The 23216-nt window shown below is 74.5% G+C and carries 23 protein-coding genes and 1 pseudogene; 1 reads left to right on the forward strand and 23 read right to left on the reverse strand.

Annotated features, from left to right (window positions below; all coding sequences use genetic code 11):
- Positions 1-31: 31 nt before the first annotated feature.
- From Q0817_RS05555 to ftsY, 22 genes and pseudogenes are all read right to left on the reverse strand, one after another.
- Positions 32-997 (reverse strand): annotated as a pseudogene (locus Q0817_RS05555) (ATP-binding protein); the annotation flags it as partial.
- Positions 998-1174: 177 nt separating this feature from the next.
- A complete protein-coding gene (locus Q0817_RS05560; RefSeq protein ID WP_298585164.1) occupies positions 1175-2455 on the reverse strand; it encodes a hypothetical protein in 1281 nt (426 codons plus the stop codon).
- Positions 2456-2545: 90 nt separating this feature from the next.
- Complete coding sequence (locus Q0817_RS05565; RefSeq protein ID WP_298585165.1) at positions 2546-2914, reverse strand: YraN family protein; 369 nt, start codon at positions 2912-2914, stop codon at positions 2546-2548.
- 107 nt (positions 2915-3021) lie between these two features.
- Entirely contained in the window at positions 3022-3366 is a 345-nt protein-coding gene (locus tag Q0817_RS05570; protein ID WP_298585166.1) for a DUF2469 domain-containing protein, read from the reverse strand.
- Entirely contained in the window at positions 3363-4136 is a 774-nt protein-coding gene (locus Q0817_RS05575) for a ribonuclease HII (RefSeq protein ID WP_298585167.1), read from the reverse strand. The genes Q0817_RS05570 and Q0817_RS05575 overlap by 4 nt, the downstream gene beginning before the upstream one ends.
- Complete coding sequence (gene lepB / locus Q0817_RS05580) at positions 4126-5031, reverse strand: signal peptidase I (RefSeq protein ID WP_298585168.1); 906 nt, start codon at positions 5029-5031, stop codon at positions 4126-4128. The genes Q0817_RS05575 and lepB (Q0817_RS05580) overlap by 11 nt, the downstream gene beginning before the upstream one ends.
- Positions 5032-5093: 62 nt before the next feature.
- Positions 5094-5774, reverse strand: coding sequence for a signal peptidase I (lepB, locus tag Q0817_RS05585; RefSeq protein ID WP_298585169.1), 681 nt, complete (start codon positions 5772-5774; stop codon positions 5094-5096).
- Between the two features lie 16 nt (positions 5775-5790).
- A complete protein-coding gene (gene rplS / locus Q0817_RS05590) occupies positions 5791-6195 on the reverse strand; it encodes a 50S ribosomal protein L19 (protein ID WP_017833754.1) in 405 nt (134 codons plus the stop codon).
- A 195-nt stretch (positions 6196-6390) separates the two neighbouring features.
- Positions 6391-7227 (reverse strand): tRNA (guanosine(37)-N1)-methyltransferase TrmD, encoded by an 837-nt coding sequence (gene trmD, locus Q0817_RS05595; RefSeq protein ID WP_298585170.1) that lies wholly within the window; start codon positions 7225-7227, stop codon positions 6391-6393.
- Entirely contained in the window at positions 7227-7820 is a 594-nt protein-coding gene (gene rimM, locus Q0817_RS05600) for a ribosome maturation factor RimM (protein ID WP_298585171.1), read from the reverse strand. The genes trmD and rimM overlap by 1 nt, the downstream gene beginning before the upstream one ends.
- Before the next feature lie 150 nt (positions 7821-7970).
- Positions 7971-8213 (reverse strand): RNA-binding protein, encoded by a 243-nt coding sequence (locus Q0817_RS05605; protein ID WP_017833757.1) that lies wholly within the window; start codon positions 8211-8213, stop codon positions 7971-7973.
- 2 nt (positions 8214-8215) lie between these two features.
- Positions 8216-8650 (reverse strand): 30S ribosomal protein S16, encoded by a 435-nt coding sequence (rpsP, locus tag Q0817_RS05610; RefSeq protein WP_298585172.1) that lies wholly within the window; start codon positions 8648-8650, stop codon positions 8216-8218.
- A gap of 181 nt (positions 8651-8831) precedes the next feature.
- Positions 8832-10028, reverse strand: a complete 1197-nt coding sequence (locus Q0817_RS05615) for an ABC transporter permease (RefSeq protein WP_298585173.1) — start codon at positions 10026-10028, stop codon at positions 8832-8834.
- Positions 10025-10966 carry an ABC transporter ATP-binding protein gene (locus Q0817_RS05620; RefSeq protein ID WP_298585174.1) on the reverse strand — a complete coding sequence of 314 codons (942 nt, stop codon included), beginning with the start codon at positions 10964-10966 and terminating at the stop codon, positions 10025-10027. The genes Q0817_RS05615 and Q0817_RS05620 overlap by 4 nt, the downstream gene beginning before the upstream one ends.
- A 165-nt stretch (positions 10967-11131) precedes the next feature.
- Positions 11132-11821 (reverse strand): response regulator transcription factor, encoded by a 690-nt coding sequence (locus Q0817_RS05625; protein ID WP_298585175.1) that lies wholly within the window; start codon positions 11819-11821, stop codon positions 11132-11134.
- Positions 11818-13323: a sensor histidine kinase gene (locus Q0817_RS05630; protein WP_298585187.1), complete on the reverse strand. Its 1506-nt coding sequence runs from the start codon at positions 13321-13323 to the stop codon at positions 11818-11820. The genes Q0817_RS05625 and Q0817_RS05630 overlap by 4 nt, the downstream gene beginning before the upstream one ends.
- Before the next feature lie 74 nt (positions 13324-13397).
- Positions 13398-14702, reverse strand: a complete 1305-nt coding sequence (locus Q0817_RS05635; RefSeq protein ID WP_298585176.1) for a hypothetical protein — start codon at positions 14700-14702, stop codon at positions 13398-13400.
- Between the two features lie 71 nt (positions 14703-14773).
- Positions 14774-15259, reverse strand: a complete 486-nt coding sequence (locus Q0817_RS05640) for an NUDIX hydrolase (RefSeq protein ID WP_298585177.1) — start codon at positions 15257-15259, stop codon at positions 14774-14776.
- A 7-nt stretch (positions 15260-15266) separates the two neighbouring features.
- The gene (gene ffh / locus Q0817_RS05645; RefSeq protein WP_298585178.1) at positions 15267-16850 is read right to left on the reverse strand and encodes a signal recognition particle protein; all 1584 of its coding nucleotides are present in this window, start codon (positions 16848-16850) and stop codon (positions 15267-15269) included.
- Between the two features lie 200 nt (positions 16851-17050).
- Entirely contained in the window at positions 17051-17389 is a 339-nt protein-coding gene (locus tag Q0817_RS05650; RefSeq protein WP_017833766.1) for a P-II family nitrogen regulator, read from the reverse strand.
- Between the two features lie 51 nt (positions 17390-17440).
- Positions 17441-18754 carry an ammonium transporter gene (locus tag Q0817_RS05655; protein ID WP_298585179.1) on the reverse strand — a complete coding sequence of 438 codons (1314 nt, stop codon included), beginning with the start codon at positions 18752-18754 and terminating at the stop codon, positions 17441-17443.
- A gap of 209 nt (positions 18755-18963) precedes the next feature.
- Positions 18964-20109 (reverse strand): signal recognition particle-docking protein FtsY, encoded by a 1146-nt coding sequence (gene ftsY, locus Q0817_RS05660; protein WP_298585180.1) that lies wholly within the window; start codon positions 20107-20109, stop codon positions 18964-18966.
- 80 nt (positions 20110-20189) lie between these two features.
- Here ftsY and Q0817_RS05665 point away from each other — a divergent pair, with 80 nt between their 5' ends.
- Positions 20190-21515, forward strand: a complete 1326-nt coding sequence (locus Q0817_RS05665; protein WP_298585181.1) for an MFS transporter — start codon at positions 20190-20192, stop codon at positions 21513-21515.
- A 66-nt stretch (positions 21516-21581) separates the two neighbouring features.
- Here the strand turns inward: Q0817_RS05665 and Q0817_RS05670 are convergent.
- Positions 21582-23216 (reverse strand): AAA family ATPase (locus Q0817_RS05670; RefSeq protein ID WP_298585182.1); only part of this gene is annotated, 1635 nt, incomplete at its 5' end.

A 23216-nucleotide genomic window follows, 5' to 3' on the forward strand; every position in this document is an offset into this window, starting at 1 on the left:
ACCTGCGGACGTAGGATGTTAATGCAATTGACGAATCGTCGAGGAACAGGACGCCGCGGTGCGCCCGCGAGGCGGCGCCGGGCCGGGGGATCCCTGCCCCGCCCCCGAACAGGGCGGCTGTCGAGGCCGTGTGGTGCGGCGCCTCGAACGGGGGGCGCCGGATCAGGGCGGTGCACCGCCCTGCGGCCCCGTTGAGCGAGTGGATGGCCGTGACCTCCATCGCCGCGTCGTCCTCGAGGTCCGGCAGCAGGCCGGGGAGCCGCTCGGCGAGCATCGTCTTTCCGGCTCCGGGCGGGCCGACCATGAGCAGGTGGTGCCCTCCCGCGGCGGCGATCTCCAGGGCCAGGCGGCCGTCGGCCTGCCCGGCGACGTCGGCGAGGTCCGGCGCGGCGTGCGGCGCGGGGGCCGGCACTCCCCCGTCCGGCACGACCCCGCCGCGGGCCCCGCCCGGTGCGGAGCCCGCGGGTGCCGGACGGCGCAGCCGCGCGGGATCGGCCCCCGCGGCGGCGAGAGCCTCGGCGAGGCAGGCGAACCCCTCCACCCGTGCGCCGGGGACCAGCCCCGCCTCCGAGGCGTTGGCCGCCGAGACGACGATCCTCTCGTGCCCGGCGCGCACCGCCGCCATGACCGCCGGCAGGATGCCGCGCACCGGCCGCAGCGCCCCGTCCAGGCCCAGCTCGGCCAGGAAGACGGTCCGCCCGGTCTCGGGCACGTCGCCGGCGGCCTGCAGGGCGCTCATCACGATGGCGAGGTCGAAGAGGGATCCGCGCTTGGGCAGCGTCGCCGGGGTCAGGTTCACGGTGAGCTTGCGCGGGCTCAGCGGCATCCCGCTGTTGCGCGCCGCCGCCCGCAGCCGCTCCCTGGCCTCGTTGAGCGCCGCGTCCGGCAGACCCACGATGGAGAACGCCGGGAGGGTCTGGCCGATGTCCGCCTCGACCTCCACCATCGACCCGTCGAGGCCGACCAGGGCCACCGCCCACGTGCGCGCGAAGCCCATCACCGCACCCCCGCGGGGAGCGCGGCCGGGAACCGAGGACCGGGCCCGGAGCCCGGAGACGGACGGGGACGGGAACGGGGAAGACGACGGTGCATGAGAACCTCCTGGTCCTCATGGTGGGCAGCCCCGCGACCGGACGGCGGCCCCGCACGCCCGGCGGTGGAGAAGACCGCCGGATCAGGCCTGTTCGGTCCCGCTGGGGAGCGAGGGTTCCGCCGTGGCGGTCGCCGACGGAGTGGCCGACGGAGCAACCGTCGGAGCAGCCGTCGAGGCCGAAGGCGTGGGAGTGGGCGCTGGGCCCGGAGGCCAGTTCCGGCGTCCGGTGGGGCTCGGCGAGGGCGAGGCCGACGCGCCGACGGTGGCGCCGCCCTCGGTCGGGGCGGGGGTGGGGTCCGCACCGGCGTCGTTGTTCCCGGCCGGAGGAATCGAGTCCCCTGGTTGCTGCGGCACCGGCGGCGCAGGGGACGCCGAGGGCGTCGGCTCGACGGTGGGCTGCTGCGTGGGCGGCGGTGCCGGACCGGCCGTCGGCTCGGCGACCGGGGCGCAGGACGCGGACCAGGCCGCCTGCTGCGCGGAGCCGGACGGCTGGGACGGGTCCGTGCAGTCCGGTACGTACACGGGCTCGGCGTCGGGGGCCGGCGCGGGCTCGGCGGGCGCCGGCGCCCGCGGAGGCTGCGCCCGCGGGGGCTGCGCGGCGGGCCGGGCGGGTTCCGGCGCGGCGGGCTCCGGCGCCGGTACCGCCTCGATCCTCTCCCGCGGCTCCGGGCTCGGCACTCCGGCCCGGAACTGGCGCTGCTCCGGACCGTGCCCCACGGGGGCGGGATCCAGGGCCCGGTCGTTCGGGTACGGGGACAGCTCGATGTCGTCGAAGGTCCGCGGCAGGCTCTTGAAGTCGCCGATCATGAGCTCGCGGCCCGAGGCGCCGGCAGGGACGGCACCGGTGTACTGGGCGATCAGCTCGTGGGTGCGGGCGTCCAGCCGGGCGCCCTCCTCCGGGTCGAGGGGCGAGCCGTCGGCCGCCCAGAAGCCGCCCTCCCCGGAGCGGTTCGGGTCCCAGTCGGACAGGACCTCGACGGCCGGGTCGAACGGGAACTGGCCGCCCTCGTGACTGATCACCTTGAGATCGTCGATCTGCACGGTGCGGGTGCCCTCGGTGTTGTCGATGTGCAGCTCGACGTAGGTCACCGGTTCCACGTTCAGGTCCCGCCGCAGCTGTTCGACCTCGTCGTCGGGGGCCGGCACGGTGGGCAGGTCGAAGGTGATGACCGCGCCCTCCTCGGTGGTGAGGGCGTAGGGACCCGGACTGAGTCCGCTGGGCGCGGTGGTCACGGTGCCCGGCTGCGCGATCGCCTCCGGCTCCGAGGCCTTCAGCACGCCGCACCCCGTGGCGGTCAGCGCGACGGCTGCCGCGAGAGCCGCGGCGCGTCGTGGAGCGGCGAGCGGTCCCGCAGCGACCACAGCACACCTCCGTCGTTCTCCCGGTCATCGACGGTTCAACATTGGCACGTCCCACGAGGCATGTCACGCGGGCCGCGGGCGCGTCGCGTCTCATTGGATCTGCCGCAGGACCTCGATCTCCGGCACCCCGCCGTGTGCGAAAGTAATTGCAACGGCATCGACCCTGACCATCCGGGGGTCGCGGTCGTGAGCCCGTGCCCAGGCGGCCGCCAGACGGTGCAGACGGACGATCTTCTGCCGCGTAATGGACTCCAGCGGATGCCCGTAACGCAGGCTCGACCGGGTCTTCACCTCCACGACGACCACCCATCCCTCGTGCTCCGCGACGAGGTCGGCCTCTCCCCGCAGACCGTCCCGGGACGGCCGTGCACGCCAGTTGCGCTCCAGCACGCGGTACCCCCGCGCCGCGAGGTGCGCGGCCGCCAGCTGCTCGCCGCGCGCGCCCAGCCCCTCGGACACGGGACACCTCCCTGCTCGGCAGCCTCCCCGGCCGGAGCGGGGCGGTGCCCCATGGTGCACCTCCCCGACGGCCCGCCGCTGCGGCCGGGCGCCGTGTGCAGGGCGGGTCAGGAGGCCGCGGGGTCCCCCGGCACGGGTCCGGCGGCACCCGGCACCGAGAAGGGGTCCGTGTGTGCGAGCTCCTCCACGTTGACGTCCTTGAAGCTCATGACGTGCACGTGCTTCACGAACCGCGCGGAGCGGTAGACGTCCCACACCCACGCGTCCTTGAGCTCCACGTCGAAGTAGAGCCCGTTCTTCGTCTCGACCGGCTCGATCCGGACCGAGTTGGCCAGGTAGAAGCGCCGGTCCGTCTCCACCACGAACTGGAAGAGCCCGGCGACGTCCCGGTACTCGCGGTACAGCTGCAGCTCGAGGTCCGTCTCGAAGTTCTCGAGTTCTTCGGCGCTCATGTCGTCCCGTCTCCGATCGTGCTCGGGCCGGCCGCGGTCGGCGCCGGCGTCAGGCGCCAGCTCAGCCGGTGGTGCGGCGTCGTCCCGTGCTCCTCGAGGGCGCGGCGGTGCCGGACGGCGCCGTAGCCCTTGTTGCTGTCCCAACCGTACTGCGGCCACCCGGCGGAGAGCTCCCCCATGATCCGGTCCCGCTCGACCTTCGCGAGCACGCTGGCCGCCGCGACGGAGGCGCACGTCAGGTCCGCCTTGACCCGGGTGACGACCGGCCCCGCCCACGCGGGTGCCGCGGTGTCGCCGCCCGCGGGAACGGGATCGCCGAAGAGCGTGCCGGAGTCGGGCTCCGAGAGCCAGTCGTGGGCGCCGTCCAGGAGCACGATGCCGGGCGGGGCTCCTCGTTGCGCCGCGGCGGCGATCGCACGGCGTCCGGCGAGGCGCAGCGCGGCCGTCAGGCCGAGCCCGTCGATCTCCTGCGGCGAGGCGTGGCCGACTCCCCCGGCCGCGCACCACGCGAGGATGCGCGGGACCAGCGCCTCGCGCCGGGCGGGGCTGAGCAGCTTGCTGTCCCGCAGCCCGGGCACGCCGCGCTCGGTGCCGGGACGCAGGACCACCAGTCCGGCGGTGACCGGTCCGGCGAGGGCCCCGCGGCCCACCTCGTCCATCCCGCCCACGAGGCCCGCGCCCGGCTGCTCCAGGGACCGCTCGACGCCGAGCCCGGGGGCCCGGCCCGGCAGCGGCGCCGCGCGCCGGACCCGCCCGGGCTCAGGAACCACCGGCGGACCGGTCGGGGACGTCCTCGAAGACCTCGTCCGGGTTCTGCAGCAGCTGGAACCGGTCGAGCGGCCAGGCGATCACGAACGCCGTGCCCACGACGTCGTCGTGGCTGATGAACGCGCCGTTCTCGGCGATCTCCGCGAGGTGCACGCGGGCGTCGGCCGACGCGTCCCGGTGGTCGCCCAGCACGAAGTAGTGGTTCTCGGGGACCTGGACCTCGAACTCGAGCTCCGAGGGGGCGGAGCCGGGGAAGAGGTAGGCGTCGCGCTCCTCGAGGGCCTCCCCGTTGACCGTGACCCGGCCCGAGGCGTCGCAGCAGGCCACGGTGTCGCCCCCGACCCCGATGACCCGCTTGATGAGGTGCTGGTCCGTGCGGTCGGGCAGCACGCCCACGAAGGCCAGGGCGTCGTAGAGGGCGTCGGTGGGTCCGCCGCCGCTGTCGGGCTGCGGGGGGAGCCAGCCCTTGGCGTCCTCGAACACGACGATGTCGCCGCGCTCGAGGGGCCCGAACGTCGGCTCGACCACGTTGACGAAGATGCGGTCGTTGAGCTGGAGGGTGTTCTCCATCGAGCCGGACGGGATGTAGAACCCCCGGACGAGCAGGGTCTTCACGACGAAGGCGATGAGCACGGCCCAGACCAGCACCAGGAGGATCTCCCGGACCGAGCCCCAGAACGTGTCGGGGCGCTGCTTGCGGGAGCGCCCGCCGGCCGAGCGGCGGCCGCCGCGGCGGGGGGACGCCGGGTCCTGCCCGTCCTCGGTGCCGTCGAGGGGCGCGGCGGAGTGCTCCGCGTCGGCGGTGGGCGCTGCCGGGACGGGAACGGCGGCGTCGCCAGGGACGCCGTGGTTCTCCTGGGGCACGCCGTCGCCGGCGGGCTGGGTCCTGTCGGCCACTGCTCTCGTCCTTCCTGGGCGGACGCCGGTGGGCGTCCGGATCCGGATCCGTGCGGATCGCGTCAGAGCTGCCCGGCCCGGTCCCGGGGCCACAGAACAGCAAGGGGTTCTCCGATGACCTTATCCGCTCGGACCAGTCCGCCACCGGGCGCGCCGAGCAGATGGCGCGAGTCCACGGAGACCGAGCGGTGGTCGCCCATCAGCCAGAGCCGGCCCTCGGGGACCACGGCGGTGAACTCGACCTCGCTGGGGCGGTCGCCGTCGAGGACGTACTCCTCGGTGATCTCCTCGCCGTCGACCTCGAGGCGCCCGGAAGGCCCGCAGCAGGCGACCGTGTCCCCGGGGGTGCCGATGACGCGCTTGAGGTACACGCTGTCCGAACCGGTGAGCCCGGTCCACCGGCCGACGGTCTGCAGGACCTGCTGGGGCCACGGGTCGTCGCTGCTCAGCGGGGCGAAGCTGCCCCGTCCGTCGAAGACCACGAGGTCGCCCCGTTCGAGGCCGCTCTCGTCGACGAGCTTGCCCACGAGCACCCGGTCCCCCGGTTCGACCGTGGGCTGCATCGAGTCCGACCCGATCCAGTAGACGTCCACGACGAAGGCGCGCAGCACACCGGTGACCAGCACGGCCGCCAGGAGGGCGAGGACGACGGAACGCCAGCCCCGAGCACGGGGCTGGCGTTCTCGCCGCACGGCGTGGGACCCGGTGGCGCGGGGATCCCGTGCGCGGGTTCCGGTGGACACGGACGCGCGCGCAGTCCTACTTGCCGGACTTGCCGGACTTGACGGCCTTGCCGGACTTCGAGGACTTGGCCGTGGTGTTGTCGCGCTTCTCGCGGATGCGGGCGGCCTTGCCGTGGCGGTCGCGCATGTAGTAGAGCTTCGCGCGGCGGACGTCACCGCGGGTGACGACCTCGATCTTCTCGATGACCGGCGAGTGCACCGGGAAGGTGCGCTCCACGCCCACGCCGAAGGAGACCTTGCGGACGGTGAAGGTCTCGTGCACGCCGGCGCCCTGGCGGCCGAGGACGAAGCCCTTGAAGACCTGCACACGGGAGCGGCTGCCCTCGACGATGTTGACGTGCACGTTGAGGGTGTCGCCCGGGCGGAAGTCGGGGACGTCGCTGCGCAGGGACTTGGCGTCGAGCTGGTCGAGAATGTTCATGGTGACTCTCCTGGTGAACGCCGCAGGTCGCTCACGTGGGTCGGCACGGATCCGTGGCGGCGGGCGGGGCCCGGTCCGGGTGCGGGATCCGCAAGACGTGGTGACGGGGTCCCCGTACGGGGTTCCCGGGTGCCCGGCTGTTGGTCGCTCATCCCCCTGCGGCAGGGGCGTGCCCAGCAGACACACAGCTGAACATTATGCCACAGGTTCCCCGGGGGCGTCGTCCCCGGCGCGCACCACCCGTGCGCCCGAGACGATCCAGCCCGCCTCCGCGAGGACGGCGCGGTCCGCGCGGTCCAGGCCGGCGGGGTCGAGGGACGCGACGAGGTCGGGACGGCGGGCGGCGGTGCGCTGCAGCTGCCGGTCCCGCCGCCAGCGCGCGATCCGGCCGTGGTGGCCCGAGAGCAGGACCTCCGGAACCGGCCGGTCCCGCCACAGCGCGGGCTTGGTGTAGACGGGGTACTCGAGCAGGCCGTCCGCGTGGGACTCCTCCACGAGGGACTCGGGGTTGCCGACCACGCCGGGGACGAGCCGCCCGATGGCCTCGACCATGGCCAGCACGGCGACCTCCCCGCCGTTGAGGACGTAGTCGCCGAGGCTCATGGGGCGGACCTCGAAGTGCTCGCGGGACCAGTCGACGACGCGCTCGTCGATGCCCTCGTAGCGCCCGCACGCGAACACGAGGTGCTCTCGCAGGGCCAGCTCGCGGGCGGTGGCCTGGGTGAACACCGCACCGGCCGGCGAGGGCACGACCAGCACCGGGCGCTCCCCCGCGACCCCGGGGTCGGCGGCCGGCGCGGGGCCGCGCTCGCGGACGGCGTCGAGCGCCGCCGCCCACGGCTCCGGCTTCATGACCATGCCGGCCCCGCCGCCGTAGGGAGTGTCGTCCACGGTGCGGTGCCGGTCGGTCGTGAACTCGCGCAGGTCCGTCACGGTCAGCTCGAGGAGCCCCTGCTGCCTGGCCTTGCCGATGAGGGAGAGGTCCAGGGCCGAGAGGTACTCGGGGAAGATGCTGACGACGTCGATGCGCATCAGTGCCCGCCCTCCGGCGCCCCGTCCCCGGGCCCCGCGACCTCGGGTCTCCCCTCGTCGAGGCCGAGCTCGAGCAGCCCCGGCGGCGGGGTCACCACGACGAAGCCGCCCTCGGGGTCGACGACCGGCACGATCTCCTCGACGAAGGGGAGCACGGCCTCGCGCCGGCCCTCGTCGAGCTCGATCTCCAGCAGGTCCTGGACCGGCAGGGTGCGCAGCCCGGTGACCACGCCGATCCGGGGCCCCGAGCCGTCCTCGGGGCCGGTGCGCACCTCGAGGTCGACCAGCTCGTGCTCGTACCACTCGTCGGTCCCGGGGTCCTCGTCCAGCGCCTCGGCGTAGAGCCGGGCGCCGCGCAGGGTCTCGGCCCCGTTGCGGTCGGGGACCTCCTCGAGGGCCACGACGAGCACGGCCTTGTTCCAGCGCGCTCCGCGCACCGTGACCACGCCCTGGGGGGCGAGGGGGACGGACGGTTCGAGCAGCAGCCGGGCGCCGGGGGCGAAGCGCTCCTCCGGGGCGTCGGTGAACAGCTGCACGGTGACCTCCCCGCGGATGCCGTGGGGCTTGCCGACGCGGGCGACCTGGACCTTCATGGTGCTCCTGGGGGTCGGCGGCCGGGTGGCCGCGGGAACGGGGTGCGGTGGCGGGCTGCGGGGGTGCGCAAAGCCGACGGTCCCCGCATCCTCAGCGGATGCGGGGACCGTGCGGGCGGCGGAGCCGGTCGCCGGGGCGCCCGGTGCGCCTCAGCGGGTGCGGTCGGTGTCGACCACGTCGATCCGGACCGGGCCGTCCTCGGCGAGCGCGCCCACGACGGTGCGCAGCGCCTTGGCCGTGCGGCCCTGGCGGCCGATGACCCGCCCGAGGTCGTCCGGGTGCACCCGGACCTCGAGGGTCTCCGACCGGCGCCCGCTCTTGACACGGACGTCGACGTCATCGGGGCTGTCCACGATCCCGCGGACCAGGTGCTCCAACGCGTCGGCGAGCATGACTACTCGGCCTTCTCGGCGTCAGCCGCGGGGGCGTCGTCGGACTCGGCACCGGGGGCGGCCGGCTCGGCCTTCTCGCCCTTGGGGGTGATCGCCTCGGGGACGATCACGGAGCCCTTGTCGGGGGCCACGAACTCGCCCTTGGGCTCGGGCTGCCGGAGGGTGCCCTCGGCGCCCTCCTCGCCCTTGAACCGCTGCCAGTCGCCGGTCACCTTCAGGATGGCGGCGACGGCCTCGGACGGCTGGGCGCCGACGCCGAGCCAGTACTGGGCCCGGTCCGAGACGACCTCGATGTAGGAGGGGTGCTCGGTCGGGTGGTACTTGCCGATCTCCTCGATGACGCGGCCGTCGCGCTTCTTGCGGGAGTCGACGACGACGACGCGGTAACGGGGATCGCGCATCTTGCCCATGCGCTTGAGACGGATCTTAACAGCCACTGGTGTGGACTCTCCTGGTTCTTGGATGCGGTGAACGCCCTGGTCTCGCTCCCGTGGGGCGGGCCGGTCACAGGGGTTCTGTGGACACGAGAAACGTGCGGCGAGAGGGACCGCACGCATCGAGTACCCGTCCAGTATGCCAGACGCCGTCAAGTCCGGCGTCCCCCGGCGCGCGGGCCGCTCACTGCTCGAGGCGCGCGGCCTCCCGCCACGTGAGGGAGCGCCCGCCCTGGAACACGGCGCGCTGGTAGGTCCGCTCCCCCAGGCGCAGCAGCACCCAGGCCGCGGCGAGGGCGACCGCGAGGGACAGCACGGGCTGCCACCACGCCACGCCCCCGTCCAGCATCCGGATGGGCATGGCCACCGAGGAGACGACCGGCACGAAGGACGCGGCCGTGAGCCACGCCCCCTCGGCGTAGAGGCCCAGGAGGAGCGCGCCGATGAGCACGGTCAGGATCGGCCCGGTGCTCGTCTGGAGGTCCTCGGAGCGGGAGGCCAGGGAGCCGAGGACGGCCCAGACGGACGCCTGCGCGGCGAAGCCCGCCACGAAGAAGGCCACGAACCAGCCGGAGGCGGCGAGGATCCAGCCCACGTCCGCGGCGGCCCCCGTGACGTTGACGCCGACGAGGCCGACCGCGGCGTAGAGCCCGATCTGCGCGAACGCGAGCAGGCAGTTGCCGAGCACCTTGCCGTAGAGCAGCTGCCGGACCGGGACGGCGGTGGCCAGGATCTCCACGACCCGGTTCTGCTTCTCCTCGAGCACCGAGTTGGCGATGGCCATGCCGAAGAGGACGGCGGCCAGGTAGAACAGGAAGGCGAAGACGAAGCCCATGACGAGCCGCACGGGGCCGCGGTCCTGCTCGCCGGAGAGCAGCTCGGTGCGCACCTCCGCGCCCTCGGTCAGCTCCTCGGCCGTCGTCCCGGCCGCCCGGGCGTTGGCCGCGAGCGCCTCCTCGGCCGCCGCCTGCTCGAGCACCCGGGCGAGTCCGGGGTCGACGTCGTCCTTGCCCACCACCGTCCACCCGTCGAGGCCCCGCAGCAGCGCGACGTCGGCGGTCTCGTCGGCCACCGCCCGGCGGGCGGCGTCCGGGGAGTGCGCGGAGTGCACGGTGAGGGTGTCGTCCCCCCTCTCGGCCAGCGCCTGCGCGGCCCGTGCCGCGACGGGTGCGGCGTCGGGCGCCGCGGTCGCCAGGACGTGGTCGGCGGCGCGGCCGCCGAACAGGGCGGAGGCGGCGATCGAGCCGGCCACGAGGAGCACCGTGACCACCGTGGAGAGCAGGAAGGACCGGTCGTGCAGCTTCACGGAGATCTCGCGGGTCGTGACGATCCACCACGGGCGGGCGGCGGTCGGGTGGGCGGCGGTCGCGCGGGCGCTCATCGGGTGACCTCCCGGTAGACGTCGGACAGGGAGGGCACGATCTCGGCGAACTCCAGGAGCCCGCGGGGCACGGCGGCCTCGAGCACGCGGCGGCGGGCGGCGGCGTCGTCGAGCTCGAGCACCGCGGCCGGACCGTCGACGTCGACGACCCGCACGCCCCGCAGGTCCCGTACCCAGCCGGTGTCCTGCTCGCAGCGCAGCCGGTGCCGGCGCGGGCCGGTGCGGCGCAGGTCGTCGGCCGTGCCGGCGGCCAGGACCCGCCCGACGGACAGGACGACGAGGGAGTCGCAGAGCCGGTCGACGAGGTCGAGCTGGTGGCTCGAGAAGAGCACGGGCACCCCCTGGGCCGTGTGCTCGCGCAGCAGCTCGACCATGGAGTCCACCGCCACGGGGTCCAGGCCGGAGAACGGCTCGTCCAGCACCAGCGCGGCGGGCCCGTGCAGGAGCGCGGCGGCGACCTGCACGCGCTGCTGGTTGCCGAGGGAGAGGGACTCCAGCCGGTCCTTCCCGCGGCCGGCCAGGCCGAAGCGCTCCAGGAGCCGGCCGGCCTCCGCGAGGGCGTCGCCGCGGTCCATGCCGTGGAGCCGCCCGAGGTAGCCGAGCTGGTCGAGCACGGGCTGCTTGGGGTAGAGCCCCCGCTCCTCGGGCATGTACCCGAAGCCGGCGCGGTCCGCCGCGGTGGCTGGCCGGCCGTTCCACAGGACCTCCCCGGAGCTGACCCGCAGCACGCCCATCAGCATCCGCATGGTCGTGGTCTTGCCCGCACCGTTCGCGCCGACGAAGCCGGTCATCCGGCCGGGCTCGACCCGGAAGGAGACGTCCTCGACCACCGCCCGCCCGCCGAAGGACCGGCTCAGGCGCCGCGCCTCCAGGACGTGCCCCTCGGGGCGGCCGCGGAAGCGGGTGGTGGTCGCCGCAGGTGTGGTGCTGGTGCTCATGGGCCCGGGGTCCTCTCGGCCGGCGCGCCCGCCCGGTGGGTGCCGGGCGGCTCGTCCTCCAGCCTACGAACGCCGCGGCCCCGGGGAATCCCCACCCGGGCGGAGGGCGCGCGCCCCGGGTGCCGGCTCCGTCCCTGCGGTCTCCGCCCCGGGACGGAGACCGGCTCAGCCGACCAGGCCCGCCCGGTGGGCGAAGACGACGGCCTGGACCCGGTCCCGGGAGCCCGTCTTCGCGAGGATGTTGGAGACGTGGGTCTTGACGGTGGCCGGCCCGAGGAAGAGCCGCTGGGCGATCTCCGCGTTGGAGAGCCCGTCCGAGACCAGCAGCAGCACCTCGTGCTCCCGCTCGGTGAGGGAGTCGAGGACCCGCCGCTGCCCGGGCTTGGGGGACGCGGTGGCGGGCGGCGCGGGATCGACCTCCGGGGCGGGGGCCGGCGCGTCCGTGGTCAGGGCCCGGATGACCCGCAGCGTGGCCTCGGGGGCGAGCAGCGCGTGGCCCTCCGCGACGGCGCGCACGGCCTCCACCAGGTCGTCCGGGTCGGCGTTCTTGAGGAGGAACCCGCTGGCGCCGGCCGCGAGCGCGTCGAAGAGGTAGTCCTCGCGGTCGAACGTGGTCACGATCACCACCTTGGCGCACCCCGTTCCGACGATCCGGCGGGTGGCCTCGATCCCGTCCATGACGGGCATCTGCACGTCGAGCAGGGCGACGTCCACGGCCCCGTCGCGGGCGGCGGCGACGGCCTCCGCGCCGTCGGAGGCCTGGGCGACGACCTCGATGTCGTCCTCCACGGACAGGACCATGGCGAAGCCGGAGCGCACGAGGGCGTGGTCGTCGGCGAGCAGGACGCGGATCATGCCTCCGATCCTCGCAGATTCCCGTCCCCGGCACGGACGGTGGCACGGACGGCGGCGCGGACGGCGGGGTCCGGGGCGCCTCCACCGGTGCCGCCGGGGGGCAGGGGGCAGCGGGTGCGGACCCGCCAGCCGGGCCGGCCCGAGCGCGGCCCGATCTCCGCCTCCCCGCCGTGCAGGCGGACGCGCTCGCGCAGCCCCTGGAGGCCGAAGCCGGTGCCGGCGGTGCCGCTGCGCGGCGAGCCGTCGTCGAGCACCTCGAGCTCGAACCACGGCCCCTCGGGGCCGCGGCCGGTGCGGAGGGTGACGGACGCCGTGGTGGCCGTGGAGTGGCGGATCACGTTCGACAGGGACTCCTGGGCGCACCGGAAGGCCGACAGGCCGAGCGCCGGGGGGACCCTGTCCAGGTCACCGGGGACGTCCTCGACCGTGCGGACCTCCACCGCGAGGCCGTTGTCGGCGTGCTGCCGGGCGAGGGCGGCGATGTCGGCGAGGCCGGGGTCCGGTCGGCGCGCCGCGGCGGAGGTGCCCCCGCCGGGGCCCGGGGGGCCGTCCTCGCCCTCGGCGCGCAGCACGCCGAGCAGCTGGCGCATCTCCCCCACCGCGGTCCGGCTGGACGCCTCGATGGTGCGCAGCGCGGTGCTGGCGGCGGCCGGGTCACGGGCCAGGACCGTGCGCGCCGCCCCGGCCTGGATGCCGATCACGGACACGTGGTGGGCGACGACGTCGTGCAGCTCCCGGGCGATGCGCAGCCGCTCGTCGACGACGGCGCGGCGGGCGATCTCCTGGGACTGCTCCCGGATCCGCTGCGCCTGGGCCGCGAGGCGGTGCTGCTGCAGCGCGGCCCGCCACGAGGCGCGCCCGGCCAGCACCGCCCCGCCGAAGTACACGGTGTTGACGAGCAGGGTGAACACCGCGTAGGACGGCAGCTGCGGCAGCGGCCCGTCCACGTCGCCCAGACCGGTCAGGAAGTCCGCGTAGGCGTTGGTGACGGTGAAGGCCCCGAGCAGCCACAGGCCCATGGTCCCCACGACCACCGACATGGCGACCCACAGGGCCTGGCGGTCCCGCGACCAGGCGACGGCCGCGTAGAGGGCCGCGAAGTAGGCGCCCTGGAAGGGCAGCGTCAGGGCGACCGTGGGGCTCGCGTAGGTCAGGCCCAGGAACAGGGCGGAGGACGCGACCACGACCGGCAGCGGGAAGCGCCGGCGCAGGGCGAGGGGCGCCACGATGAGCACGGTGCTGAGGTAGAAGCGCCAGGGCTCGTCCCCCTCCGCGAGCCCCGCGTAGCTGTGCACCAGCACGGAGGCCAGGAGCGCGACCAGCAGGAAGCCCACGGCGGCCAGCACGTCGTTGCGCCGCTGGGCCGCCGTGGGCGCGGGCCGGGACCAGAACGGGTCCTCGGGGTCGTTCAGCCAGGCCGTGACGCGCGCCGCGAGCGGAGCGCGTCGGGCGGCGGCCGGGGCGGCGGCCGGCCCTTCGTCCGGGTCCGTGGTGGGTGGCATGTGCACGCCCCCCACGGTAGCCCGCGGCGGCGGGCCCGGGGTTTCCGCCTCGCGGGGGATCCCGCGCGGGGCGGTCAGCCGCGGTGCAGTCCGAAGAAGCGGCGCAGCCGCGCTCGGGAGCCCGGGACGGGGGCCGCCGGGAGCTGGGCGGTGGGCTCGGTGGCCGGGGTCTGCTCCTCGCTGCGCCGGCGGCGCGCGCCGCGCAGGGCGGCGTAGTAGGCGCTCTCCGCGGCGGCGTCCGCGAGCAGCGCCGCGGACAGGGTGCCGAGCACGCGCGCCCCGGCCCCGCCGCGCCGGGCCGCCCCGGCGAGCCCCACCCCGAGGGCGGTCTCGGTGCCCGCGACGGCCAGCAGGAGCTCCGGCCGGCGCACGAGGGCCCGCTGGTAGCGCGCGAAGAGCCCGTCACCGGTGGGTTCGATGGTCAGCCCCCGCAGCAGGGCCGAGCCCACGCCCGTGGGCTCGTAGTGCTCGGCGCCCTCCGTCCCCGTGAGCTCCCGGCGGCCCTCCACGACCTTGGCGGCGAGCACGGGCAGGCCCACCAGCTGCAGGACGGACTCCAGGACCAGGTCGGTGGACTCCCCCAGCACGTAGTTGCGCAGCCGGTTGGTCTCGGCCGGGTCGAGGTCGAAGACGGAGGCCACGGACTCGATCTGCAGGTCCGAGGTGCCCCCGGAGCACAGCCGGACGAGATCGCGCTCGAACCGGGCGGCCGGCGTCTCCTCGGCCTCGACGGACACCCCGCCCGCGGGGAGCCACTCGGGGCCCCACTCGAGGGCGCACACGGCGTCGGCCGCCTCGAGATCGGTGACGGACGCGGGGTCCTCCCCGGCGAGCAGGACCTCGAAGGAGCGGGTGGCCCCGTCCGAGGACAGCGCCACGGCGGTCTCGGCGAGACCGGTGCGCACCGCCCAGAAGTCGACCTCGGCGTCGAAGACCACCACGGACCAGCCGTGCCGGGACACGGCGGTGAACCCGGTGCCGGACAGGGCCGCCAGCACGGGCAGCTCGGGGGCGTCCAGGCGCACCAGCAGCACCCGGCGCAGCCCGGGGTGCTCGGGCTGGAGCTGCTGGCCGGTCATCCGCGCGAGGGTCGCGGAGAGCTCGCCGAGGGTGCACCCGGGCTCCACGGAGCCGTCCTCGGCGGCCTGCGCCAGCCGGCCCTCGGCGTCGGCGAGGAACATCAGCTGCGTGGCCCGGGGGCCCTCGGCGTAGGCGCTGATCAGGCGGTGGTGGGCGATGATCCTGCGCATCCCCTCACAGGTGGGGCGCGGTCCGGAGCCGTCGGACGCGGTGGCCTCCGTCGCGCACAGCACCGTGGCGGGGACCAGGTCCCACGTGGAGGTGGGGGATGCGATGTCGTCGGCGGGGAGTGAGGTCATGGCGTCCATGCTACGCCGTCGCCGTGGACGCCCCCCGGGTCCGGGGAGCGTCCACGGCGGCGCGGATCCGCTCAGCGGGGCCCGTCGACGAGCTCGGCCGTGGTCCCCTCCTCGAGGGCCGCCAGCCCCGCCCGCAGGCGGCGGGCCAGCGCGGGCCGCAGGTACCGGTCCAGGTCCTCGGGGGCCGTCCAGCGGTGGCCGAGCAGCTCCTCCTCCTGGATGGTGATGGGCGTGTCGGCGTCGATCACGCCGCCGTCGTAGACGAAGGAGACCGAGTCCCCCCACAGGCCCATGGCCACGCCGTGGTGGACGACGAGCAGCCGGCCCTCGGGCAGGTGCAGGCCGACCTCCTCGACGACCTCGCGGAAGCACCCGGTGCGGGGGTCCTCCCCCGCCTCGACGGTGCCTCCGGGCACGGTCCAGTCCGACTTGTAGTTGGGCTCCACGAGCAGCACGCGGCCCCCGGGGTCGCGGATGAGGGCCTCCGCGGCGAGGCGGCGGGTGGGCAGCGAGTCCACGAACTGCTTCAGCTCGCTCTCGGACAGGTAGGAGCTCACGGCGCGATCACTGTCCCAGGAACTTCTCGAAGCCCTTGGGCAGGTTCAGGTCCGCGGGGTCCGGCTGCCCCTGGGCGGCGCCGAACGCCGAGCCGGCGGGCGCCTTCTGCTTGCGCTGCTGCTCGAGGGCCGCGTTCTCCTGCGCCCGCTTGGCCGGGTTGCCGGAGCGGGAGCCGCTCTTCTTCGCAGAGCCCTTGCCCTTGCCCTTCTTCGGGCCGCCGCCCGCCCCGGGCATCCCCGGGATGCCGCCGGGCATGCCGGGGACGCTCTTGCCCTGGGCCAGGCGCTTCATCATCTTCTGCGCCTGGGCGAAGCGCTCCATGAGCTGGTTCACCTCGGAGACGGTGACGCCGGAGCCCTTGGCGATGCGGGCCCGGCGGGAGCCGTTGATGATCTTCGGCGCCACGCGCTCGTGCGGGGTCATGGACCGGACGATGGCCTCGACGCGGTCGATCTCGCGCTCGTCGAAGTTCTCGAGCTGCTCGCGCATGCCGGCGGCGCCCGGCATCATCATGAGCATCTTCTTCATCGACCCCATCTTGCGCAGCTGCTGCATCTGGGCGAGGAAGTCCTCGAAGGTGAAGTCCTCCTGGTCGGTGAACTTCCGGGCCATCTTCTCGGCCTCGTCACGGTCCCACTGCTTCTCGGCCTGCTCGATCAGCGTGAGGACGTCGCCCATGTCGAGGATGCGGGACGCCATGCGGTCCGGGTGGAACTGCTCGAAGTCGTCGACGTTCTCGCCGGTGGAGGCGAACATGATGGGCTTGCCGGTCACGGAGGCCACGGACAGCGCGGCGCCGCCGCGGGCGTCGCCGTCGAGCTTGGACAGGACCACGCCCGTGAAGTCGACACCCTCGTTGAAGGCCTGGGCCGTGTTCACGGCGTCCTGGCCGATCATCGCGTCGATGACGAAGAGGACCTCGTCGGGGCGCACGGCGTCGCGGATGTCGCGGGCCTGCTCCATGAGGGCCTCGTCGATGCCGAGCCGGCCGGCGGTGTCCACGATGACCACGTCGTGCAGGCGCGCGCGGGCCTGGGCCACGCCGTCCCGGGCGACCTGCACGGGATCGCCCGTGGGGTCGTCGAACTCCGAGGTGGTGCCCGGGTGCGGGGCGTAGACCGGCACCCCGGCGCGCTCGCCCACGACCTGGAGCTGGGTGACCGCGTTGGGCCGCTGGAGGTCGGAGGCCACGAGCAGGGGGCGGTGTCCCTGGCCCTTGAGCCACTTGCCGAGCTTGCCCGCCAGGGTGGTCTTGCCGGCGCCCTGGAGGCCGGCGAGCATGATGATCGTGGGGCCGGTCTTGGCCATCCGGATCCGGCGGGTCTGGCCGCCGAGGATGTTCTGCAGCTCCTCGTTGACGATCTTCACGACCTGCTGGCCGGGGTTCAGCGCCTCGGAGACCTCGAGCCCGAGGGCGCGCTCCTTGACCGCGGCGGTGAACTCGCGCACGACCGGCACGGCGACGTCGGCGTCGAGCAGCGCGCGGCGGATCTCCCGCACGGTGGCGTCGACGTCCGCCTCGGTCAGGCGTCCCTTGCCTTTGAGGTTCTTGAAGGTGGCGGTCAACCGGTCGGACAGTGAATTGAACACGGGTCGAAAGCTGCTTTCGTCGAGGGAGTCGGCCGGTGCGCCGCGGTCTGCGCCGCGGGCCGCGGCCCGGCCCGGTGTGGCGGGTCAGTGTCCAAGGTTAGCAACTCCGGGCGGCGCGGGGCCCGACGTCGCCGTCGCGACGGGACGACGACGGCCGGCCCCCTCCCGGTGGAGGGGACCGGCCGTCGGGCCCGGTGGGGTCAGAGCGCCGTCTCGTCGCGCTCGCCGGTGCGCACGCGCACGGCCTGGTGCACGTCGGTGACCCACACCTTGCCGTCACCGGCGCGGCCGGTGTTGGCGGAGGAGACGATGACGTCCACGATGTCGGTGGCCTGGTGGTTGTCCACGAGGATCTCGACCCGGACCTTCTCGAGCAGGTCCACCGTGTACTCCGCGCCGCGGTAGACCTCGGTGTGCCCGCGCTGCTGCCCGTAGCCGTGCACGTTCTGGACGGTCATGCCCTGGACGCCGTAGGACTCGAGCGCGGACTTGATGTCCTTGAACTTCTCCGGGCGCACGATCGCGGTGACGAGTTTCATGGGAGGGGTGCCTTTCGTGAGGGTGGGATGTGCCGGCGGCCGCCGCACGGCTCAGCTGTGCACGGTCTCGGAGCGGCCGGGCTCGAAGGACGTGGTGTCCTCCCCGGCGGTGTGCCGGCCCGGGGTGAAGGAGCCCGTGGCGTCGCCGGCCAGCGCGTAGCCGGACTCGGCGTGCTGGGTGATGTCGATGCCGTCGATCTCGTCCCGCTCGGTGATCCGGAAGCCGATGGTCTTGTCGATCACGAAGGCGATGACGAAGGTCAGCACCGCGCAGTAGACCACCGAGACGAGCACCGCCACGACCTGGGTGAGCAGCAGGCCGAAGCCGCCGCCGTAGAACAGGCCCGCCGTGCCCTCGGAGGGCAGGGCCACGAAGCCCAGGGCCACGGTGCCGACGACGCCGGAGACCAGGTGCACGCCGATGACGTCCAGGGAGTCGTCCATGCGCATCCGGTACTTGAGCCCGACGGCGAGCGCCGAGCAGATGCCGGCCACGAAGCCGATCCCGATCGCCCAGACCGGGGAGACGTTGGCGCAGGCCGGGGTGATGGCCACGAGCCCGGCCACGACGCCGGAGGCGGCGCCCAGGGAGGTGGCGTGCTTGTCGCGGATGCGCTCGGTGAGCAGCCAGCCCAGCATCGCGGCGGAGGGGGCCACGAGGGTGTTGATCCAGATCAGCCCGGCCTGCTCCGCGGTGCCGGCGGCCCCGGCGTTGAAGGCGAACCAGCCGAACCACAGGATCGCGGCGCCGAGCATCACGAGCGGCAGGTTGTGGGGGCGCTGGCTCGGGTCCTTGCCGAAGCCCTGGCGGGCGCCGACGATCATGATGAGGATCAGCGCGGCCACGCCGGCGTTGATGTGCACCACGAGGCCGCCGGCGAAGTCGATGGCCTCGCCGATCGTGGAGCCGATGGCGCCCTCCTCGGTGAGCAGCCCGCCGCCCCAGACCATGTAGGCCAGGGGGGCGTAGACGAGCGTGGCCCAGACGGGCACGAACACGGCCCAGGCGCCGAAGCGGGCGCGGTCGGCGATCGCCCCGGAGATCAGGGCGACGGTGATGATGGCGAAGGTCCCGCCGTAGGCGGCGCCGAGGAGGTCCTCGGTGCCCATGATGTCGCCCAGGGCGAAGGACGGCACGGGGCTGCCCGTGAGCCCGCCCAGCAGCGGGTCCCCGCCGCTCATGGAGTACCCCCACAGGACCCAGACGATGGAGACCATGGCGATGGAGATGAAGCTCATCATCATCATGTTCAGGACGCCCTTGGCGCGGGTCATCCCTCCGTAGAACAGGGCGAGGCCCGGGGTCATGAAGAAGACCAGGGCTGCCGCGACGATCGTCCACACGTGTCCAGCTGTGATTTCCACGATGTGCACCTCTCTCTGAAGGTTGGTTCGGTCACCGGTGCCACTGGCCCGTTCCCCGAGGGGCCGTCCGGTGCTCACCGTTCCTTATCGAGTGTCCGAGAGAGATGTTTCGACCGCCGCCGCGCGCGGTTGCGGGAATGTTTCACGCCCGCCGCAATGGTTACGCGTACGTAAACTGCGGCGGGCGTGTGGGGGAAAAGGGGGACGGATCAGTCGAGCAGGGCGTCCACGAAGCTCTCCGGCTCGAAGGGCGCGAGGTCGTCCGGTCCCTCGCCGAGGCCGATGAGCTTGACGGGCACGCCGAGGCTCTTCTGGATGGCCACCACGATGCCGCCCTTGGCGGTGCCGTCCAGCTTGGTGAGGACGATGCCGGTGACGTCCACGACCTCGGCGAAGACCCGCGCCTGGGTCATGCCGTTCTGCCCGGTGGTCGCGTCGATGACGAGGAGCACCTCGTCGACGGCGGCGGCCTTCTCCACGACCCGCTTGATCTTCCCGAGCTGGTCCATCAGCCCCGCCTTGTTCTGGAGCCGGCCCGCGGTGTCGATCATCACGACGTCCACCTCGTGCTCGATGCCGGCGGTCACGGCGTCGTAGGCCACCGAGGCCGGGTCGGCGCCCTCGACCTGCGAGCGCACGGTGGGCACGCCCACGCGGGCGCCCCAGGTGGAGAGCTGGTCGGCGGCCGCCGCGCGGAAGGTGTCCGCGGCGCCGAGGACGACGTCCTTGTCCTCGGCGACGAGCACGCGCGCGAGCTTGCCCACGGTGGTGGTCTTGCCGACGCCGTTGACGCCCACCACGAGGACGACGGCGGGGATCGGCCCCTTGCGGTCCACGGCCAGGGACCGGTCCATCGACGGGTCGACCAGCGCGACGAGCTCCTCCCGGAGCATGGCCTTCACGTGGGCGGGGTCGTGGGTGCCCTCGACCTTGACCCGGCGCTGGAGGGCCTCGACGAGGTCCATGGACGCGTCCGTGCCGAGGTCGGCGAGCAGCAGCGTCTCCTCGATCTCGTCCCACACGTCCTGGTCGATGCGGTCGCGCGAGAGCAGGGCCAGCAGGCCCTTGCCGAAGACGTTGTTGGACTTGGCCAGCCGCCCGCGCAGCCGCGCCATCCGGGACGCCGCCGACTCGGGGCGGTCGAGGGCCGGGCGGGTGGCCTCGGGCGGCACCGGCGCGGTGCCGGGCTCCAGGTCCCCCGGGGCGGCGACCGGACCGCCGTCGAGGTCGTCCGGGTCCCGGGTGGAGGGGTAGCCGCCGCGGGGCGCCTTGGGCCCCCGCAGCAGGACCAGACCGAGCAGGCCGAGGACCACGACGGCGATGAGGACGTAGGCGAGAACGGGTATCGAATCCACGCCCCCCAGCTTCTCACACGCCCGGTCGCGGACCGGCGGCCGCGGGGCCGGGGCGCCGCCCGGAGATCTAGACTCGACGGGTGCCTGTTCAGCCCCCAGCCTCCGCCCCGGACCGCGACCGCATCCCCCAGCAGATCACGGTGCTCATCGCCGCCGCCTTCGTCATCGCGATCGGCTACGGGATCGTGGCCCCGGTGCTCCCCCAGTTCGCCACGACCTTCGGGGTCGGCGTGGCGGCCGCCTCGGCCGTGGTCAGCGTCTTCGCCGTGGCCCGCCTGCTCTTCGCGCCGGCCGGCGGGCGGATCCTGAACCGGATCGGCGAGCGCCCCACCTACGTGACCGGTGTGCTCATCGTCGCGCTGTCCTCGGCGGCCACCGCGTTCGCCCAGACCTACTGGCAGCTGCTGCTGTTCCGGGGCCTCGGCGGGATCGGCTCGGTGATGTTCACCATCTCGGCGATGGGCCTGATCGTGCGGCTGGCCCCGCCGCGGATGCGCGGGCGCGTCTCGGGCTACTACGCCTCCGCGTTCCTGGTGGGCGGGGTGCTCGGCCCCGTGGTCGGCGGCCTGCTCGCCGGCTTCGGCATGCAGGCGCCGTTCCTGATCTACGCGGTGTCGCTGCTCGTGGCCGTGGCCGTGGTGCACTTCCGGCTCAAGGACGAGGTCCTCGGCGCCGGCAAGGACCGCCGGAACCAGCCGGTGATGACCGTGGCCGAGGCGCGCCGGGTGGGGGCCTACCGCTCCGCCCTGGTCTCCAGCTTCGCCAACGGGTGGACCGCCCACGGGATCCGGGTGGCCCTCGTGCCCCTGTTCGCGGTCGCCGTGCTGGGGGCCGGTCCGGCCGTGGCCGGCCTGGCCCTGGCGGTCTACGCGGCGGGCAACGCGATGGCCCTGCCGGTCACGGGCCGGCTCACGGACCGGTTCGGGCGCAAGCCGCTCGTGCTCAGCGGTCTGGTGGTCAACGGGGTCGCGACCATGGGGCTGGGCCTGGTCCAGGACGTCCCGTGGTTCGTGGTCCTCTCCCTCGTGGCCGGCATGGGCTCCGGGACCCTGAACCCGGGTCAGCAGGCCACCGTGGCGGACGTCATCGGCCCGGACCGGGCCGGCGGGCCGGTGCTGGCCCGGTTCCAGATGAGCGCCGACGCCGGGCAGATCCTCGGGCCCGTGGTCGCCGGAGCGCTGGCCGACGCCGCCGGCTTCGGCTGGGCCTTCGGGGTCTCGGGGGCGATCATGCTGCTGGCCGCCGGGGCCTGGCTGCCGGTGCGGGACACGATGGAGCGGCCCGACACTCCGTCCGTGCGGGGCACCGGGCCGGAGCAGGAGGACGGTCCGGAGCAGGAGGACGGACCGGAGCAGGGCACCGGGCCGGAGCAGGACGAGGGGCCGGAACAGGGCGTCCGGCGGTAGCGGGGCACCGGCCGGTGGCGCGGCACCGGGCCGGTGGCTCGACCCGGGAGTGCGCCGGCGGCGGGCTCAGCGCAGCTCGGCGAGCCGCTGGCCGATGACGGTGGTGACTCCGTCCCCGCGCATCGCCACCCCGTAGAGGGCGTCGGCGATCTCCATGGTCCGCTTCTGGTGGGTGATGATGATCAGCTGCGAGGTCTCCTGCAGCTGTCGGAAGATGCTCAGCAGCCGCCCGAGGTTGCGGTCGTCGAGGGCCGCCTCGACCTCGTCCATGACGTAGAAGGGCGAGGGCCGGGCCTTGAAGATCGCCACGAGCAGCGCGATCGCGGTCAGCGACCGCTCCCCGCCGGAGAGCAGGGACAGCCGTTTGATCTTCTTGCCGGCCGGGCGAGCCTCGACGTCGATCCCGGTGGTGAGCATGTCCGTGGGGTCCGTGAGGCGCAGCCGGCCCTCTCCGCCGGGGAACAGGGTGGCGAAGACGTCCTCGAACTGCCGCGCGGTGTCGGCGTAGGCCTCCGTGAAGACCCGCTCCACGTGCTCGTCGACGTCGCGGATGATGCTGCGCAGGTCCTGCCGGGACCGCTTGAGGTCCTCGAGCTGCTCGGCGAGGAAGCGGTGGCGCTCCTCGAGGGCCGCGAACTCCTCCAGGGCCAGCGGGTTCACCCGCCCCAGGGAGGCGAGCTCCTTCTCGGCCCGGCGCAGCCGCCCCTCCTGCTCTGCGCGCACGTAGGGGGAGCCCTCGGCGGCGCCGGGCAGGTCCTCGGACAGGGCGTCGGTCCCGGCGCCGAACAGGGCGTCCTGGCCGTCGTCGGCCGCCGGCGGCGCGGAGCCCGCGCGCCCGCCGTCCGGCGGTGTCCCGGGATCCTGCGGTGTCCCGGGGTCCGGCACCGTTCCGGGATCGGGGATCAGCAGGTGCGGCCCGTAGTGCTCCACGAGCGCGTCCGGGGTGAGCCCCAGCTCCTCGAGGGAGCGGTCCTCCAGCGCCTGGATCCGGGCGCGCTGCTGGGTGCGGGCCAGCTCGTCCCGGTGCACGGAGTCGGTGAGCTCGGCGAGCCGCGCGGCGAGCCGGTCGTTCGCGGCGCGCAGGTCCGTGAGCTCCGCGTCCAGCCCGGCGCGGACCGCCTCGGCCCGGTCCCGCTCCGCGGCGGCGACCGCCGCGGAGGCCGCCACGAGCTCGAGCAGCTGCTCGGCGCCGGCGAGCACCGCCTCGGCATTGCGGGCCTGGAGCCGGCGGCGCCGCGCCCGGCGCTCCGCCTCCTCCCGTGCCCGGCGCTCGGCCTCGGCGGCCCGCTCCTGGGACGCGGCCCGGTTGCCGAGGGCGCGGGCCTGCTCCTCCAGCGAGCGCAGGGCCAGCCGGGCCTCCGTCTCCGTGGTGCGGGCCGCCGTGGCGCCCCGGTGCAGCTCGTCGCGGCGGGCGGCGGCTTCGAGCTGCGCGGTCTCGGTGTCCTCCGCACCGTGCTCCTCGGCGGCCTCGAGCCGCTCGGCGGCCTCGCGCAGCCGCTCCTGCTCCCGGGCCAGGTGCTGCCGGGCGGCCGCGACCTGCTCGTCGAAGCGCCGGGTCTCCGCCTCGGCGGAGTCCAGCACGGCCCGGACGCGGGAGAGCTCGGACGCGGCGCGGTCCGCCGTGCGCTCGGCGGCGCGCAGGAGCCCCGCGGTCTCCTCGGCGGCCCGGCGGGCGGTGTCCCGGGTCTCGGCCGCCGCGCG

The organism is uncultured Kocuria sp. (genome assembly GCF_947500125.1).
Taxonomy (GTDB): domain Bacteria; phylum Actinomycetota; class Actinomycetes; order Actinomycetales; family Micrococcaceae; genus Kocuria.